Annotated in this window: 15 protein-coding genes; 7 read left to right on the top strand and 8 right to left on the bottom strand. The window is 48.3% G+C overall.

Annotated elements, in window-relative coordinates; all coding sequences use genetic code 11:
* Nucleotides 1-79: 79 nt before the first annotated feature.
* Nucleotides 80-685: a precorrin-2 dehydrogenase/sirohydrochlorin ferrochelatase family protein gene (locus G459_RS0104005; protein ID WP_026966492.1), complete on the top strand. Its 606-nt coding sequence runs from the start codon at nt 80-82 to the stop codon at nt 683-685.
* 259 nt (nt 686-944) lie between these two features.
* Here G459_RS0104005 and G459_RS0104000 read toward each other — a convergent pair whose 3' ends face one another.
* Nucleotides 945-1,292, bottom strand: coding sequence for a lipocalin-like domain-containing protein (locus G459_RS0104000; RefSeq protein WP_157373267.1), 348 nt, complete (start codon nt 1,290-1,292; stop codon nt 945-947).
* A gap of 237 nt (nt 1,293-1,529) precedes the next feature.
* On the opposite strand from G459_RS0104000, the gene G459_RS0103995 reads away from it, so the two are divergent.
* Nucleotides 1,530-2,414, top strand: a complete 885-nt coding sequence (locus tag G459_RS0103995; RefSeq protein ID WP_084454338.1) for a LamG-like jellyroll fold domain-containing protein — start codon at nt 1,530-1,532, stop codon at nt 2,412-2,414.
* A gap of 136 nt (nt 2,415-2,550) precedes the next feature.
* Here G459_RS0103995 and G459_RS0103990 read toward each other — a convergent pair whose 3' ends face one another.
* A complete protein-coding gene (locus G459_RS0103990; protein ID WP_035455104.1) occupies nt 2,551-3,669 on the bottom strand; it encodes an acyltransferase family protein in 1,119 nt (372 codons plus the stop codon).
* 103 nt (nt 3,670-3,772) lie between these two features.
* Nucleotides 3,773-4,330: an ankyrin repeat domain-containing protein gene (locus G459_RS0103985; RefSeq protein WP_026966488.1), complete on the bottom strand. Its 558-nt coding sequence runs from the start codon at nt 4,328-4,330 to the stop codon at nt 3,773-3,775.
* Nucleotides 4,331-4,687: 357 nt separating this feature from the next.
* Between G459_RS0103985 and G459_RS0103980 the strand changes: the two genes are divergently transcribed.
* From G459_RS0103980 to G459_RS0103960, 5 genes are all read left to right on the top strand, one after another.
* Nucleotides 4,688-6,748 (top strand): helix-turn-helix domain-containing protein, encoded by a 2,061-nt coding sequence (locus G459_RS0103980; RefSeq protein WP_026966487.1) that lies wholly within the window; start codon nt 4,688-4,690, stop codon nt 6,746-6,748.
* A 73-nt stretch (nt 6,749-6,821) separates the two neighbouring features.
* A complete protein-coding gene (locus tag G459_RS0103975; protein ID WP_026966486.1) occupies nt 6,822-7,484 on the top strand; it encodes a class I SAM-dependent methyltransferase in 663 nt (220 codons plus the stop codon).
* 105 nt (nt 7,485-7,589) lie between these two features.
* Entirely contained in the window at nt 7,590-8,600 is a 1,011-nt protein-coding gene (locus G459_RS0103970) for a sodium:calcium antiporter (protein WP_035455103.1), read from the top strand.
* Between the two features lie 159 nt (nt 8,601-8,759).
* Nucleotides 8,760-10,013, top strand: a complete 1,254-nt coding sequence (metK, locus tag G459_RS0103965) for a methionine adenosyltransferase (RefSeq protein ID WP_026966484.1) — start codon at nt 8,760-8,762, stop codon at nt 10,011-10,013.
* Between the two features lie 175 nt (nt 10,014-10,188).
* Nucleotides 10,189-12,375, top strand: coding sequence for a bifunctional alpha,alpha-trehalose-phosphate synthase (UDP-forming)/trehalose-phosphatase (locus tag G459_RS0103960; protein ID WP_026966483.1), 2,187 nt, complete (start codon nt 10,189-10,191; stop codon nt 12,373-12,375).
* Between the two features lie 84 nt (nt 12,376-12,459).
* Here G459_RS0103960 and G459_RS0103955 read toward each other — a convergent pair whose 3' ends face one another.
* The 5 genes from G459_RS0103955 to G459_RS0103935 form a co-directional block, all read right to left on the bottom strand.
* Nucleotides 12,460-14,241, bottom strand: a complete 1,782-nt coding sequence (locus G459_RS0103955) for a glycoside hydrolase family 15 protein (protein WP_026966482.1) — start codon at nt 14,239-14,241, stop codon at nt 12,460-12,462.
* Nucleotides 14,242-14,367: 126 nt separating this feature from the next.
* Nucleotides 14,368-15,942: a M1 family metallopeptidase gene (locus G459_RS0103950; protein ID WP_026966481.1), complete on the bottom strand. Its 1,575-nt coding sequence runs from the start codon at nt 15,940-15,942 to the stop codon at nt 14,368-14,370.
* A gap of 19 nt (nt 15,943-15,961) precedes the next feature.
* Nucleotides 15,962-16,444, bottom strand: a complete 483-nt coding sequence (locus tag G459_RS0103945; RefSeq protein WP_035455100.1) for a GNAT family N-acetyltransferase — start codon at nt 16,442-16,444, stop codon at nt 15,962-15,964.
* Between the two features lie 90 nt (nt 16,445-16,534).
* Nucleotides 16,535-16,972: a UPF0158 family protein gene (locus G459_RS0103940; RefSeq protein ID WP_026966479.1), complete on the bottom strand. Its 438-nt coding sequence runs from the start codon at nt 16,970-16,972 to the stop codon at nt 16,535-16,537.
* 90 nt (nt 16,973-17,062) lie between these two features.
* Nucleotides 17,063-17,710 carry an alpha/beta hydrolase gene (locus G459_RS0103935; RefSeq protein ID WP_026966478.1) on the bottom strand — a complete coding sequence of 216 codons (648 nt, stop codon included), beginning with the start codon at nt 17,708-17,710 and terminating at the stop codon, nt 17,063-17,065.
* Nucleotides 17,711-17,785: the final 75 nt, after the last annotated feature.

The following is a 17,785-nucleotide window of genomic DNA, read 5'->3' as shown; positions in this document are numbered from 1 at the left end:
GGATCGGGCTAACTTTACAGCTTTGCCACCTTGCCACTCAAATCTTGCTTCTTGCCTCTAATATCTTGTCTCTAAAAAAATGAACCATCTCTATCCCATCTTCCTCAAAGTCCACGAACTCAATACCTTGTTGGTCGGTGGAGGAAATGTGGGTACGGAGAAGCTTCAATTTTTGCTAAAATCCAGCCCAAATGCCCAAGTGACGGCAGTTTCCAGGGAATTTTCCCAAGCTTTTTTGGATCTTGCTGCAACTACAGATTCGGTAACGCTGATCGAAGATGTCTATCAGGAGAAATACCTGGGTGGCAAACATATCGTGATCGCCGCTACGGATGACAAGGCTGTCAACCGTCAAATCCGCGACGAAGCCAAAGAGCGTTTCCTTCTCGTCAATGTGGCCGATACGCCTGAGCTTTGCGACTTTTATCTCGGTGGCATCGTCACCAAAGGCAACCTCAAGATCGCCATCAGCACCAACGGCAAATCACCGACGACTGCAAAACGGCTGAGGCAGCTTTTGGAAGAAGTTCTTCCCGAAGAGATCGACGACTTGCTCGAAAATCTTAACGCTTATCGTGACACACTGAAGGGCGATTTTGAATACAAAGTCAAAGCGATGAATGAGATTACCGAAGGACTGGTGAAGAAAGAAACAAGAGACAAGAAGCAAGACGCTAGTCTTTAGTGTCAAGTATCGGCTGTTCAGAAATTTGATTGGGTTCCCACTTTATCCATCGGTTGACCCAACGTTGTTTTGCTGCTTCTCCAGAAGGGGAACTGTACAAAATCACAGATTAAATTACGATTGTGTGAGTTTTACACGTTTTCGAAAGATAAGATGTGACTAGTCGTCTCAAATGAATTGGTCAGACTAGTGGAGTGCTGAATATTCGAACAGTGGCTTCGAAAAATGTAGAATCCGATCCGTCGGAAACTGGCAGGGGCTATTCAATTTTTTCGTATTCAAGCGTCCCCACCTCGGGAGCCTTGATTACCCTTCTTTTCGAATCAAAGAAGAGGATATCGAATTTTACCGAGATGACGCTGATTTTGACAGTGAGTTTGGAATTGTCCTTGGAAAGATTCCACTTTCCTTCTCTGGATTTGTCTCCGTTGATCCCCAGAAAACTCCCGTCTTCTCTGAATACTTGGTAGGTTTCAATAGGGGTGGATTCGACTCCGTTTTTGGTTTGTTTGACGAGTTTCCATTTGCCGATCAGTTCCTTGGAGGTTTGTGCCTGAGTGGCTATTCCGGCAAAAAGCAGGAAGAGGAGAATGAGGTATTTTTTCATGGTAGAACAGTAAGTTGGTTTCGGTTTGAAATAAAAATGATTCGAATTTAGCTCAAGAGGCCGATACAGAAAATTTTTTGACCAAATATCCTTCTGCATCTGCAGAAGCAGAACTTCATAAAATCACAGATTAAGTTCCGTTTATGTGATTTTTCACACGTTTTCAGAAGATAGGATTTGATTTAGGCCAGCGTAATTGAAGTTATGGAGATCTCGCTATCTTCATTCATGCTCCGAATGCCAAACCTATTTTCGTTTTTTCTTCTTGCCTTTCTGCTTTTGCAAGTTCATGACAGCAATGCTCAAGCTCCTGTCACCAAACCCAACAAACCCCTCATCCAAGCCATCCAGTCCGCGCCGGGATTCATTGCACTTTGGAAGTTTGATGAGAAGGAAGGCAACAAACGAATGGCGGTCGGAAATGGCACATTTTCGCTACAGGAAATGAACGGGACTATCCCGAGAATTGAAGAAGGACCGGTATCAGGTTACTCCATCCAACTCGATGGATCCAGCTACCTGAACTTACCGCATGACCAAACCAAAAAACTAAACATCCATGGGGCGGGAAAAGAAGTAACTGTCATCGCTTGGGTGAAGCGGAGCGGCGAGCAGACGGGCTTTGTGGGAGGAATGTGGAATGAATATGCCGACGGAGGCAAGCGGCAATATGGCCTTTTTGTCTCACTTCCGCATTACAACGGCGGAGATCAGGTTTGCGGTCATATTTCGCAAACGGGAAAACCAACGCCGCCTTTTCCGTACTCGATTGACTACTCTGCCAGCAAGCAAACCGTTCCGAAAGATCAGTGGACTTGCATCGCTTTCACCTACGACGGAGAATACATCCGATCCTACGTCAATGGGGAGTTTGAAGCTCGGGAACCTGAACTCATCAAGAATACAGCTGGGTTTGAAGGCTATCCGGATGGCTTGACGCAAAGCAAAAATCCCTACTTTTTCCCAGACGGGATGGGAGACAATGGTTCCGATTTTACGGTCGGAGCGGTCTTGCTCAAGCGTGGCATGGGTAATTTTTTCAAAGGTCAAATCGGCGGCTTGGCTGTATACGACCAGGCCTTGGATGAAGGAAAGCTAAAAGAGTTGGCGGATTTTGAGTGAAGAGAAGCAGCGACCATATTCTATGTCTCACCAGCTTTTGCAAGAGATAGAATCTGGGATCTGACGGATAGAACAAAAAAAAGCCACCCAGCCTTTTTCAAAAACCGGGTAGCTTGAGTACAGAATGATCTTTGCGTCAGCTCAGCTCATTTGTCGGTAGGGTTTCGAGTCTGACTGCAGCGGCTGGCTTCGCTGGTTTCAATTTCAATCCAAATAGCGGCCTCAGAAAATTCACTCTTCGAACCAGCTCGAAAGTCCCAAAACATCCGACAAGCGTGATCAGCAAGACCAGTACAAACTGCAACTGAACTGGAATAGCCAAAGGAAATACCCAAACCGAACCCAAATACAGGAAAACCATATGCAGGATATACACCGGATAAGCCGCTTCGCTGAGATAAGTCAAAGCTTTTCCTGGCTTGTTCAGATGTATACTTCCGAAGGCAAAGACTGCAAAGATCCAGCAAAGGGATTCGGTGGCAAGCAGATAGTCTGGAGCGAAGGAGTTGAAATGGAACATTCTCAAGAGATACAATCCCAAGGCGATAGTCACAAAAATCCATCGTCCTCGTCGGATCATCTGCCAGAAACCATCTCCGCTCAGCACAAAGCAAAATCCAAAGAAGAAAGCCAGCAGTCCTAGGTAGAACCCATGCCATGTTCTGGCATACATTTCAAACGGGTTGGGGTTCACGAGCAGGACCTCTCCGATAAATGCAGCCAAAACCAACAACAGAGCCCAGGGTTGGCTGAGTGTCCTTTTGATCCAGAGGACCAGCTTGCCGGATTCATTTTGCTTGAGGTAAAATAGGATCGGAGAGAGCAGGACGACATAGCAAAATATATTGCCCAAAAACCACAGATGACCGGGATCCCAGGTGTATTGGAGTTTCATGCCGTAGTAATACCGCCAGACCAATAGGTGAAGTGGGACAATTACAAACATTCCGAATACGAATGGCAGGAGAATCCGGCCTGCGCGCTCGCCAATCAGTTCTTTCCAGCTCCGCTGCCGCATCGCAAAATAAACACCCATGCCGGAGACGAAAAACAGCAAAGGTATCCGCCAGACATTCAGCAGCGCCATGGGATACCAAAGCGCATCCCAGGACTCGTTGGAGGTGATAAAGCCGATCATCCGGCCCCAAGACTGGAAGCCGATGGCGACGTGATAGATCAGCAGCAGGCCGATGGCGATCACCCGAAGCCAGTCGATGTCGTATCGTCTAACGGAAATTTTTTCTTGATTTTCCATAGTTTCTAAGTCGTACTTTTTGACGCAATTCACATGGTATCCCGGCAACAGTTCTGAATGACGGGCCGTCGACCGTGGACTGTCGTCTATTGACGTGATCAGACTATTTCAGCATCTCAGCGATTTCGGGACGGATCTTCTCCAAGTAGGCGTAGTCGAGCTTGAGCCCCATCGGCGCCAAAGCATTCCCCATGACATCATAGACGTCTTTTACAGCGGCGAATGGAGCGGAAACATTGTCAAGGGCAGTGGTCTCGTACTTGTTTTTGATCGTTTTGTCAGCGCCTTTTTCCAACAGCATCTGGACGATCTCCGGACGGCCAAAGAAGGCAGCGGAAATCAGAGCGGTGGAGCCGTCATTGTTTTGAAAATTGAAATCCGCTCCCGCGTCCAGAAGCAAACGAGCCATCTCAGTTTTGCCGAAGACTGCCGCGGTGATCAGCGGACTTGATCCGCCAAAGGGATCCTTTTCATTTAGATCGCTTCCGGCTGCAATGTGTTGCTTGACGGCGGCGGCGTTTTCAGTGACGACGGCGGTGTGGAGGTCTACGTCCGGCGCTCCTTCTTTTTTGGAGGCAGAGGTGCTACAGGAGGCCAGTAGGATACCAGTAATAAGGAGCGCTGGCGCAAAGAATCGATAGATTGAAACAGGCTTTTTCATAGTGATTTTGGTTTGATTTTGTTTGTCCCAAAGTAAAGTCGAACCCTTGCGTCACACTAAACAGCCCTGCTCACAGATTTATAAGAGAACAGGAGTTGGATATAAACTATGACGCAGGGATGTAAAAAATCACGCAAAACACGGTGAGGGACGAGTTACGAAGTACGATTTACGAGCGGCTGAAGCGTGTTGAGGCCTTGGACTCGGAGAGACTTTACAACTTTGCCGCCTTACAACTTTCCAACCTAATTCCAGTTTTTCAATAAAGAACATCGAACATTGAGTTCTAAAAATCGAAGCATCCAACATCCCGCAGCCCCCATCCTGCAATTCACTTTTTTCTTCTAGTTTTACTGCATGACCGCCACTTCTCCTCAGGACAGGGAATTCTTAGATCAGCTCGCTGCGAAAGTTGAGGCCAACATCGCCGATGAAGAATTTGGCGTCTCTGAGCTGGCGGATGCGATGAATATGAGTCGCTCCAATCTCCTCCGGCGTGTCAAGAAAGCGAGTAATCTTTCGGTCAGCCAGCTGATCAACCAAATTCGACTGGAGCGATCCATGGAACTGCTCCGAAACTCGACTCTGAACGTTTCAGAGGTTTCTCACCAAGTTGGATTCAACAGTCCGTCGTATTTTATCAAATGCTTTCGGGAGCACTACGGTTATCCTCCGGGTGAAGTAGGGAAGCATGTAAATGTTCCGGCTCCAGAAAATCCGATTTCTACAGCACCAAATTCTGCTAAGAAGTATTGGATCGGTGGGGCGGCCCTTGTCTTACTGTTGGCAGTGGCTTGGCTGATTTTCAAGCCGGAAATTTTCCCGGAGAAACTCACCCGCGAAAAGTCCATCGTCGTGCTGCCGTTCAAAAATGACAGCGGCGACTCCACCAACATCTACCTCATCAACGGTCTGATGGAAGCGACGCTGAACAACCTCCAAAAGATCAAAGATCTGCGGGTGCTCAGTCGCACCTCTGCCGAAAAGTACCGCGACAGCGACAAGTCCATTCCTGAGATCGCCGAAGAGTTGAAGGTCAGCTACCTGATCGAGGGGAGCGGACAAAAGATCGGCGACCGGATCGTGCTCAATATCCAGCTGATCGAAGGAGCCACCGACAAGCATCTTTGGAGCAAGCAATATCGGCGCGAGGCCAACGATATTTTCACCCTTCAGCAGGAAATATCCAAGGACATCGCTGAGCGAATCCAGGCGATCATCACGCCTGAGGAACAGTCCCGAATTGAGAAAGTCCTCACAGAAAGCCCAAAAGCGTACGATTCTTTCTTGAAAGGGCTCGAACTGCTGAATAGAGGGGGAGACGAAAATCTCCTGCAATCCGTCACCTACTTTGATGAGGCGATAAAAGAAGATGGAAGCTTTGCCATGGCTTATGCCTGTGCCGGATTCGCCTTTTATTACTACGATTTGTTCCGGGCCGAAAAAGTTCACCTTGACCAACTAGGGGAATATTCTGATAAAGCCGTGCTATTTGATCCGACTTCGGGAGAAAGCCTCAGGGCAAAAGGCATGTACTATCTCTTGAAAAAAGATTACTCCCAAGCTTTGCCTTTCTTGGAGAAAGGGCTGGAATACAATCCCAATTCCTCAGAGATTATCGGGTTGCTGGCGGATTTCTATGCCAACTATCTGCCCAATACGGCCAAGTATCTGGAGTATGCCCTGAAAGGCATGCAACTGGAGGCCGGTCCGGCAGATTCGGTGGCCACGAGCTATTTCTACTTACGCCTCGGAAATGCACTGATCCAAACCGGATTTGTGGATGAATCGATGGAGTACATCAACAAGTCCCTGGAATATTTTTCAGGTAATGCCTACTCCCGCTACGTCAGAGCATTTATCAGTTACGCTCAGACCAAAGATCTGAGGCTAACCCGCAGTCTTTTGAAAGCCGAATATGCCAAAGATTCTTCCCGGTTTGATATTCTCCAGGATCTCGGAAAAGTGAGTTTTTACCTCCGGGAGTATGATTCGGCTTACGTGTACTACGAGCAGTTCAATCGGATTCGCGAGGAGCAAAAGCTCAATGTGTATGTCCACGAAAATATGATCATCGGAGAAGTCTATGAAAAAGTCGGAAAAACTGAGGAAGGTCAAAAGTTTATCCAAAGCTATCGGGACTACTTGGATGGAGATCAGACAGTCTATAAAAATCTGGGTTTGGCGGTTTACAATGCCCATCATGGAAATTTTGACACAGCTTTGGAACATTTGCGGCTTTTTGCGAAGGAAGACAACATCCAGATTTGGGTAGTCTTATTTCTCACCGAAGATCCGGCGATGGATGAATTCAAAAAAAATCCTGAATTCCAGAAGATCTGGGCCGGAGTGGAAAAGAAATTTTGGGACAACAACAAACAAATCAGGGAGCAGTTGGAGGAAGAAGAATTGTTGTAACTTTTTTCCTGTGGGGTACCTCGTACAGATTCAGTCTTTAGTTTTCATCTAAATCAAACTCTTTTTTTGACGTATGCCTACCGAACAAGAACTGCAACAGCTTGCCCGTCAGTTGTCCAATCCCGAAGGGGAGTTTGGTCTGGAACTGGCGAAGGAAATGGGTCAAACCAATCTCGGGATGACCAAGAGCGCAATCCATGTGCTAGGCGTGAAGCCGGGTGACCAGATTCTCGAGATCGGCCACGGTAATGCCGCCCATCTGGAGTATCTATTGAGCCTTTCGGGGGAAATCAGCTACACCGGACTGGAGATTTCTAAGACGATGCATCAAGAAGCTAAGGCGCTCAATTCGCATCTCGCAAAGGATGAAATGATTCGATTCTGCAGGTATGAGGGGGAAAAGATCCCATTTGAGGACGATGCCTTCACCAAGATCTTCACAGTCAACACGGTTTACTTTTGGGCTGATCCGCTGGCATTTGCGAAGGAAATCTCTCGGGTGCTGCATCCAAAAGGTAGATTTGCTTTGGCTTTTGCTCAAAGGGAATTCATGAAGAATTTGCCTTTCACCCGGTTTGGGTTTCAGCTTTACAACACGACTGAATTGGTAAGTCTTTTGGAAAAAGCTGAGATGGGTATCGAATCGATCGAAGATTGCGAGGAAGAAGTCCGAGCCAGATCCGGAGAAAAAGTCACCCGGAGATACACGGTCTTGCAGTGCTCTGCTAAGAAATAGATTTGTGCAGATGGCCTGGTGGACGATTGCGTTACTGGCTGTTCCCTTAGAGTGGCACTTTTTTTCATCCATCCGCTGGCCTAAATCCGGCAAAACCGATACACAATGTTCGAATCACTCAGTATCTCTTACAGCATTGGCTTATTCGTAGTATCCGCCCTGATCATCTGGTATTTCAGCAACAAGCTTTCAGGCTTGGTGGATTTTATCGACGATGCATTTAATCTGGGAGATGCGTTTGGTGGGACGATTCTGCTGTCCATCGTGACCAATCTTCCGGAGCTGACTATCGTGACGATGGGCACGATCCAAGGAGACACCGCGATGGCGACCGGGAATATTCTGGGAGGAATAGCTGTACAGACGCTCCTTTTATCGCTTTTTGATTTTGCCTCTAGAAAGGAAAAGAAGCCCCTCACGACCCTCACGTCCCACAGCAATTCCATCGCTCAGGGGCTTTTCCTTTGCGTGATTCTTGCCTTGGTGTTGATGGGTACGCAGTTTCAGAGAGTGCTGATGAATCACCGTTTCGCACCGATTGAGGTGTCCATCCTGGTGGTTTGGCTGCTGAGTCTCTTGGTGCTCAAGAAGAGTGAAAAAAGCCAATTGCTGCCTAAGCCGGAAGAAAAGCGCACTGTTCAAGATGCTAGATCGGGCCGAATGGCGATCCTTTCTCTGATTGGTATTGGCCTTCTGATCTTGGTTTTCGGCGTGCTCCTGACCAAAGCCAGTGAAAACATTGCCGCGCATTTTGAGATAGACGGAGTAGTTTTTGGCGCGACCATCTTAGCCTTGGTGACCAGTTTGCCGGAGATTTCCGGCGGGTTGGCATTTGTGAGGGAAAGGAGATATGTGCCCATCATCAGTGACATCTTTGGGGGGAATGCCTTCCTTCCGGTACTTTTTCTTTTGGCAAATCTGATCAGTCACGAATCGGTGCTGACCGAGGCGCACAAATCTGACATCTACCTGGCAGCCTTGTCGATTGCGATGACTTTGGTCTTCATCATCGGCATGGTGATCAAGTCGCCGAGGCGGTTTTGGGGTATGGGTTTGGATTCTTGGACAGCACTAGTGATCTATATCTTGGGAATTGCCGGATTGGTGCTCGTGTGAATAACAGACCGAATGGACTTGCTCCGATTTTTTCTACTAAATTCCAAAATCTGATAAGTTTCTGTCCAGGAATGCGACGAAGGGATTTCTTTGGTTTTTTAATTCCCCCAGTTCCGTTATTTTTGGGACTTCTAAGAGAAGTATCAATTATCCAGATTTATGGCATATTTATTCACCTCAGAGTCAGTATCTGAGGGTCATCCTGACAAAATTGCTGACCAGATTTCCGATGCGCTGATTGACAATTTTTTGGCCTTCGATCCCAATTCCAAAGTCGCTTGCGAAACCCTTGTAACCACCGGACAGGTGTTTTTGGCGGGTGAAGTGAAGTCGGATATCTACCTCGACGTGCAGAAGATCGCCCGTGACGTGATCAACCGCATTGGCTATACCAAGAGCGAATACATGTTTGAGGGCAACTCTTGCGGGGTGCTTTCCGCAATCCACGAGCAGTCTGCCGATATCAATCAGGGAGTAGAGCGCAAGAATCCTGAAGAACAGGGTGCTGGTGATCAGGGGATGATGTTCGGTTATGCTACCAGCGAAACCGAAAACTATATGCCGCTGGCATTGGATCTGTCTCACATGATCCTGCGAGAGTTGGCTGAGTTGAGAAGAGAAAACAAAGATATTACCTATTTGAGACCGGATTCCAAGTCTCAGGTCACCATCGAATACAGTGATGACAACGTGCCCCAGCGGATCGATGCTATTGTGGTGTCAACCCAGCATGACGACTTTGACGAGGAGGCGACTATGCTGGCTAAGATCAAGGCCGACATTATCAATATCCTGATTCCAAGAGTGAAAGCTAAGTTGAAGCCAGAGCTTCAAAAGCTCTTCACAGCTGATATCAACTACCACATCAACCCAACCGGCAAGTTTGTGATTGGCGGTCCTCACGGTGACACCGGCTTGACCGGAAGAAAGATCATCGTGGACACTTACGGTGGTAAAGGCGCTCACGGGGGAGGAGCTTTCTCAGGAAAAGATCCATCCAAGGTTGACCGCTCTGCCGCTTATGCTACCCGACACATCGCCAAAAACATGGTGGCAGCTGGAGTAGCTGATGAAATCCTCGTGCAGGTTTCCTACGCCATTGGTGTAGCCAAGCCTATGGGCATTTACATCAATACCTATGGCACTGCCAAAGTAGGATTGAGTGACGGAGAGATCGCCAAGAAGGTTGAAGCCCTCTTCGATATGCGTCCTTACGCAATTGAGCAAAGACTGAAACTCAGAAATCCGATCTACGAAGAAACTGCCGCATACGGACACATGGGCAGAAAAAATGAAGTGGTCACCAAGACTTTCTATTCCCCATACCGTGATCAAATTTCCCTAGATGTGGAATTATTTACATGGGAAAAACTCGACTATGTGGACAAGGTTAAGTCAGAATTTGGACTTTAATCCAACCCAACTACTTGAAAGCCCCGATCGAAAAATCGGGGCTTTTTGTTTTTGAATTGGTGTCGTTCGGGCAGGAAAATTGCCTTTTTCCATAGATACTAAGCTCAATTCAGTATCTTGAAATTGACCGCCAAATTTTAACCGGGCTTTCGGCCCTCGTTTTTAAGCTAAACCAATGTCAAAAACTATTATTGTCTCTAACAGACTACCTGTCTCTCTCCGGCTACGAAACGGCCGCTATGACTTCAAACCATCCGCCGGTGGACTGGCCACCGGGTTAGGCTCGATCTACACAAAGGGCGAAAATATCTGGATCGGCTGGCCGGGAAATGTGGTGGATGAGCCCGGGCAGCGTGCGGAAATAGTACAGGAACTCCAGCAGCACAAGATGGTGCCCGTGTTTCTTTCCCAAAAAGATGTAGAAGAGTTTTACGAGGGATTCAGCAACGAGACCCTTTGGCCGGCTTTCCATTATTTTACACAGTACATTGCCTATAATCCCGAACATTGGGAAGCGTACTATCGGGTGAATCGGATGTTTTGTGAGGCGATCCTGGAGAAGGCAAATCTCGATGACACCATTTGGATCCATGATTACCAGCTGATACTCCTTCCGCAGATGCTACGCGAGGCCTTGCCCGATGCCACGATTGGCTTCTTTCAGCATATCCCCTTTCCCTCGTACGAGATCATCCGCATGATTCCCTGGAGAAAAGAGCTCCTGTTGGGTGTGTGTGGGGCAGATCTAATCGGTTTTCATACGTATGAAGACATGCGGCATTTTCTCAGCGCCGTGAGCAGGATTACGGGGCTCTCGTCCGAAAGCGGCTACATCCAAACCGAAAACCGACTCATCAATGTGGACTCTTTCCCGATGGGTATCGACTACGGCAAGTTTGAAAAGCAGGCCAAATCCAAAAAGACTCAAAAGCTCGTTCAAGAATACAGAAAACAGCTCGGAGATCACAAGTTGATTCTCACGACCGACCGTCTGGACTATTCCAAAGGCATCCCTCAGCGTATCCACGCCTTCAATCAGTTGCTCTCGGAGCACAAGGAACTCCACGGCAAAGTATCCATGATTATGATCGTAGTGCCCAGTCGGGACAACGTGCAGTCGTACAAAGAGCTGAAGGAGGAGATCGACCTGCTTGTCGGCAGGATCAATTCAGAATACTCCACGCTGAATTGGGTTCCGGTGCATTATTTCTATCGGGGGTTTCCCATCGAAGAGCTGAGCGCATTCTACAGCATGTCCGACATCGCTTTGGTGACCCCTCTGCGGGATGGGATGAATCTCGTCTGCAAAGAATTCGTGGCCAGCAAAACCGACCAGACTGGCGTATTGATCCTCTCTGAGATGGCGGGAGCATCCAAGGAGCTGCTGGATGCTATCTTGGTGAATCCAAATGACAAGCAAAGCGTCGTGGATGCGATCTATCAGGCGCTCAACATGCAGACAGACGAGCAGACCGAACGCATCAAGGCGATGCAGAAAAGCCTGAGGAAATATGACGTCTTTCAGTGGGTGGATGTATTTATGGATAGACTTGCCCATGTCAAATCCAAGCAGGATGAGCTGACCTCCAAGATCGTCGACGAAGAAGTGATGGGAGAAATCAGCGTCGCATTTCGCGCGGCTGAAAGTCCGATCCTGTTTTTGGACTACGACGGCACGCTGACAGGCTTCACAGGGAATCCACAGGATGCAAAACCTGATCAAGAACTTCAGGATCTTGTCCGCTCCCTGACCAAATCTGCCCAGGTCGTACTGATCTCAGGAAGGGACAAGGATACGCTCGGAGCTTGGTTCGAAGGTTTCAGTGTGGATCTTATAGCTGAGCATGGAGTCTGGATGAAAAAGAAAGAGCATCCAGAGGAATGGGAGCTCTATGCTGAAGTCGATGACAGCTGGAAGGAAGACATCCGCAACATCATGGAATATTACGTGATACGGACTCCGGGGGCATTGATCGAGGAAAAGCATCACTCGCTCGTCTGGCACTATCGCAAAGTGGAAAAAGGTCTGGGAGATCTCCGAATGCGGGAACTCTTGAGTCATCTCAAATACATGGCACGAGGGCACAACCTGCAAGTGCTGGAAGGCAACATGGTCTTAGAGATCAAGCGGCCTGATATCAATAAAGGACGTGCGGCACTCAATCTGATGAAAGGCCAGGAGCACGATTTTATCCTGGCAGTCGGAGATGACTGGACGGACGAGGACACCTTCAAAGCCCTTCCAAAGGAAGCCTACACCATCCGCGTGGGCTATTCGTACACGCAAGCCGACTACAATATCAAATCTTTCCGTCAGGTAAGGAGACTGCTAGGCAAGCTGGTTGAGCAGGACTTGAATTAGTTTTTCCAACTCAGAAATCCCCGATGAATCACGCTGTTTGGCAATTCATCAGGGATTTTTTATGTTGCTTTTATCTGCTGTGGTCTACAGAAAGTTGGGCCGGTCGAGCTTTCTTCCGATCCGGAAGGCAGCATTCATCAGCCCCACGTGCGAGTAGGCTTGGGGAAAATTCCCCCACTGACTGCCGGTCTTTTGATCCACATCCTCGGAAAACAGCTGTAGGTGGTTGCAGTATTTGGTGAGCGTTTCAAAACCCTCGACGGCTTCATCCACGCGATTGACACAAGCCAGCGCCTCGATGTACCAAAAAGCACAAATGAGAAAGGTGGTCTCCGGCATGCCGAAGTCATCCATGTGCTTGTATCGATAGAAGAGGTAGTCTTTTGCCAAAAGTTCGCTTTCCAACGCCTTCAGGTGGTTGTTTGCCCGCTCGATATCCTTCCCAAAATAGCCCATCGTGATCAGCTGGAGCGTGCTGGCGTCCATGTGCGTACCTCCGATGGCTTGGGCGTAAGCCTTTCGGTCTGGTAGATAGCAGGCCTCGATCTTTTGGATTGCAGCTTGTTGTAGCGCGACAGCTTTCTTGCGCATTTCGTCATTCTTGAGCCGATCAGCGATCTTGATGGCAGCTGAGGCTCCCGCCCAGTGAAATAGGAAGGTGTAGCAATGCTGCTGCGCGAGATTGCGAAACTCCCAAAGGCCCGCATCTTTTTCATCCATCGTCTCCTCGATCTTGTTCAGCAGATTCATGATCATCGGTTCGGAATAGCTTCGCTCCTTGGCCGTGAAACGGAGGTCATTGTAGAGCGGAAGCAGGGAGACCAGCACTTGCCCGTACAGGTCATTTTGCACGTGAGTATAGGCTTGATTTCCAAATCGGACAGGCTTGTTGCCTTGGTAGCCGTCGAGCTCTGAGATTTCTTCGGAAAGCAGCCACTCTCCCGTCACCGAATAGAGCGGTTGATATCGGTTGTCGAGGATGGTGGGGAGATTCTGGATAAAATCGAAATACTTCTCCAGCTCCTCAAAGTGTCCGACACTGTTGAAGGAAGTCAAGGTGTAATAACTGTCCCGGATCCAGCAGTAGCGATAGTCCCAGTTTCTCGTAGAGCCGGGTGACTCGGGCAGCGAAGTCGTCGAGGCAGCGATTATTGCTCCGGTATCCTCAAACTGGTGGATCTTGAGGATCAATGCTGATCTCAGGACGAGTCGTTGATGGAAATTTGAAATACTCGTGGTCTTGATCCAGGAGTGCCAGTAGTCTGTGGTGGACTGGAGAAATTGCTCCGCCGTGGTCTCGATGGGTGCTTCCAGCGGTCGGCCGTATGTGAATACCAGATAGATTGGCCGCTGAAGTACAAAACTTTTTTCCTCCAAAATGTAGCTGAGTGAGGCATTGGTCGTGAGACGTACTTCCTGGTCATGACCGATAAACTGGATGTGGTTGCTGCCCAAACTTCCTTTGAGCTTCACATTGCCCCTGTCAGCGGTAGGTTGGCATTTGATGCGGATCCGGGGAGAACCCGAGATGGGTTGGATCTTGCGGATGAGCATCAGTGGACGGTAGTACCGATCAAAATTCTTGAAGCGTGGAGCAAAATCCGTCACTTTGTACTGATCTACTCCCGACTGGACGATTGTCTCCAGGATATTGGTGTTTTCCAGATACGCCTGTACTGATTCGAATTTTCCAGACTCGGGCAGGACGGTGAATTCCCCTCCTTTTTCTTTGTCCAACATGCCCCCAAACAGAAAGTCCGAATCAAATCTGGGCATGCAAAGCCAGGAAATATTCGTGTTTTTTTGGACGTGGGCGATATAGGCGCAGTTTCCGATCAGGCCGGAGTCATACAGATGCTTTTCCATCTAGGTAGTGGTTTAGTGAAAAAAAACTAAGCAGCAGGTAGCTTTCAATAAACTAAAAGCACGAAAACAATCCAAGCTGCGGGGCAGGAATCACCAAAATCAAACCACAATGTGAAAGAGCCCGAATTATTTTTCCATCATGATCCAGCCCTTGGGGTCGACGATTGGGGGAGTGGTGCTTGTCACCTCCGTCGCCTTTGGTCCGAGGGGTACTTTGATCAGCCCTTCGGAAGTCTGTATCTCTACCGGCATAGTGAAGTCAATTCCCTGAAGCGAAATCGCATAGCCGGATTTGCCTTTCTTGCTCATCTTGATTGTTGGGAGATCCACGGTATAGAGATACAAGTCAAAAAATCCCTGCAGATTTTGGCCGGAATAGGACTGTGCAAAATCCGTGAAATCCTGCGTGCTTACCAAGTTCAGGTAGGTAAATCGATCATCGGAAGCAAAGGCTTTGAGCATCGGAAAAAAGATCTCATCACCCAAAATTCCACGTAGTGAATGCATGACCATGGCGCCTTTGGAATAGATTTCCCCGTGGTAAGCTTCCTCCTCGGTGGAGTTGGGCGGGCTGACTACCGGTAGTGCGTGAGGCAGATGCTTGGCCTCTGCTTTTGCTTTGGCAAAGTAGGCTTCTGGCCCGCCATGCTCCCAGTAAAACAGCCAATCCCCGTAGGCAGTGATCCCTTCTTGGATCCAGAGATCGGCAAAGTCGGCCACGGTGACTTTGTTGCCAAACCACTCGTGGCCCAGCTCGTGGTGCAGCAGCCAGTCGTATTGGGTTTTCCCCATCGGGACAAACTGGAAATTGTTGCCATAGGCATTGATCGTCTGATGCTCCATGCCGAGGTATGGCGTCTCTACAATTGCGATTTTATCATCGGGAAAAGGAAACTCGCCGAAGTACTTTTCGTGGGTTTCTGCATTCACTTTGAGCACTTGCAAGAGTGCCTCAGCTTTCGCTCGATTTTCCTGTAGCACCCAGACGTGCATGGGGATGGTTTTTCCGGAGACAGACTGGAAAGCCAACTTTGCTTCCTGAAAGATTCCCATCGTGAAGTTGACGTTGTACACGTTGATCGGATAGTCGGTGGACCAGTGGTAGGTGATCTTGTCGTCACTTTCTTTGGTGTCGATCAGCCTACCATTTGACGCCACAAAATAGGGTTTGGGAGCGGTGAGAATGATGTCGATGCCGTTTTCCGGCTCATTCGACGGGTGATCCCAGGCGGGCATGAAGATCTTCGAGCCTTCAGCCTGTGCCGACAAGCCCATCCAGTGATTGTCGAGTTGATCCTTTTCCCAGGTGAAGCCCCCTTCCCAGGGTGGATTTTGCGCAATGGGAGTTTTTCCTCCATAGAAAACCTTCACCTGATCGCAGGTACAATCGACTGGAAGGATGTCCAAGATGTCGTCTTGGTGGGAAAACTTCACCTCTTTTCCATCCATTAACACTTTGTCTACCTGATACTCGTCGATCAGGTTGAGGCGGATGGTATCCAGCTTTTCCTTGGCCGAAAAAGTAATCGTGTTAGAGCCCTCGATACTTTGGGTTTCGGGAAGGAGCTCTAGCTCCAGGCGGTAGTGGGTCACTTTATACTTGGCCTGAAGTGGATCGATTGGTCCGCCCCAGTCCCAGCCTTGAGCGATTGTGAAGTGGGTAAAAAGTGTAAACAGTAAGAGAAAGGCTGGCTTTTTCATAGAGAAAAGGTGTTTTACTTTAAGGTAATCGGTAGAGAATTTCATGGAGAGGAACTCCGAAATCCTCGGACTGTTTTTCGGAAACTTTGCGGAATCCGACGCTTTCGTAAAGATGCGCCGCCGAATCAAGACCTGAGGTGGTATAAAGGTAGGCGGCTGAATATCCTTGTTCACGGAAAAAAGCCATCCATTCTTTCATGAGTTCTTTTCCCAAACCGACTCCCCGATAGTCCTTCTCCAAGATGAAAAACCGCAATTGGGCCTGATTTTCGGGCCGGTGCATCAGCGACAGGAATCCCACCATCTTCTCCTGACTTTCTACGACCCAAACGCGGTCTCTTTCCGGGTCATACTGTGTATAAAATTCCACGAGACTTTCCATTACGTAGGTTTCGAAGCCGAAACTGAAACCGTGTTCCTCGGCATAGATTTTCCCATGGAGATAGGCGACCTGTCCAAGATCGCCTGGCATCAGCGTGTTTCTGATAGAAAACCGAGTCATTGCGCAAGCTTGCAAATAGAATGAAAATGAAAAACCGCCCGAAAAGACCTTGGGGCGGTGTTTAGTTTTAGTAGGAGAATAGCATCAATGTTACTCTTCTGCGTAGTTGAAGGCGTCGACCTGCTCCTTCACCCAATCGAGGTATTTGTCTTTGCGGTATTCGATCCATTCGCTTTTGTATTTCGACCCGTCAATCACAAACTTAAATCCGGTAGCAGCCTTTGGTTTGCTGAGCGCGTTGACTAGATCTTCGGCAAGGCTCTTTTCCTTGACCTTTCGGTCGATGAAGTCCTGCATCATCTGATGCTCCTGCGACGGCTCCATCTTGGTAAACTCGGCGAAATTGTCCGGATCTTCATCGATTTCATCCAGGGTATCCTCCTCGTCCGGAGTCAGGTCGTAGTTGAAATAGTCTTCGTCATCAGGCATCTGGTGAACTTTCTTCTTATCAATTTGATAGAAGCAGATCATTCCTTTCAATAATTGGGTAGCGATAGCATCTACCTCTTTTTCAGTAAGCGAAAGCATGGATTGGTTTCAAGATTATCAAAAATAATGAATGTTGAAATTTCAGCAATTTGTTTGAATGTTAGCAATCTGAAAGCCAAAAAAATACCCTCATTTCTGTCGATTTATGATTTTCTCTAGCAGAGTGGATTCCAATTCATGACCGCCCGGGTATGAAAGTCGATGGATCTCCTTTCCCAGCTGGGAAATCAGCTCTTCCTGTTTCTGAATGTTGTCTGCTGAGATCAGTTCGTCTTGGTCTCCGAGCGCTAAGAAAATCTCGGTCTCCAGGAAAGCTTCTTTGGCTACAGCCAAGTCCATGTCCAATGCGAATCCGCCCGCCCAAAGCACTAGCGTGTCTATTTTACCCTGCCAATGGCTCGCCCAACGTGTGACCGTGGCCGCTCCCTGAGAAAATCCCAGCACATGAACCGTCGGTCGGTGTGGGTATTTTTCAAGAAAGGATTCGATCAGCGTGTCTAAAAACCGGTGATTGTTTTCGATGGCAGTCTCACGCTCATGCTTGGTCATCCAGTTGGCACCGACCCGTCCCTGAAATCCCTCCAGGTAATTGTAATTCGTGCCTTCGGGAGCGATGAAGAGCCTCTCAGGAGAGAAAACCGTCTTGAATTTTCGGACGAAAAACTCTGCCAATTGCCCGTATCCGTGCATTACAAGCCAAATCTCTTTTTCTTCGAACGTTGGCTCTTGCGACAGGTGATAGTGTGCTTCGTAGATGAATCGGATCGTCTGCTTCATCTTTTATCGATGCTAGATTTTCAGTGGGAAAAGCCGAAGATAGTTCCTTTGATTGAAGAAGCTCAGTACGGACGC

This window comes from Algoriphagus terrigena DSM 22685 (assembly GCF_000429445.1).
GTDB classification, from domain to species: domain Bacteria; phylum Bacteroidota; class Bacteroidia; order Cytophagales; family Cyclobacteriaceae; genus Algoriphagus; species Algoriphagus terrigena.
The sequence above is the reverse complement of the archived record's forward strand: the minus strand, read 5'-3'. Positions and strand labels throughout refer to the sequence as shown.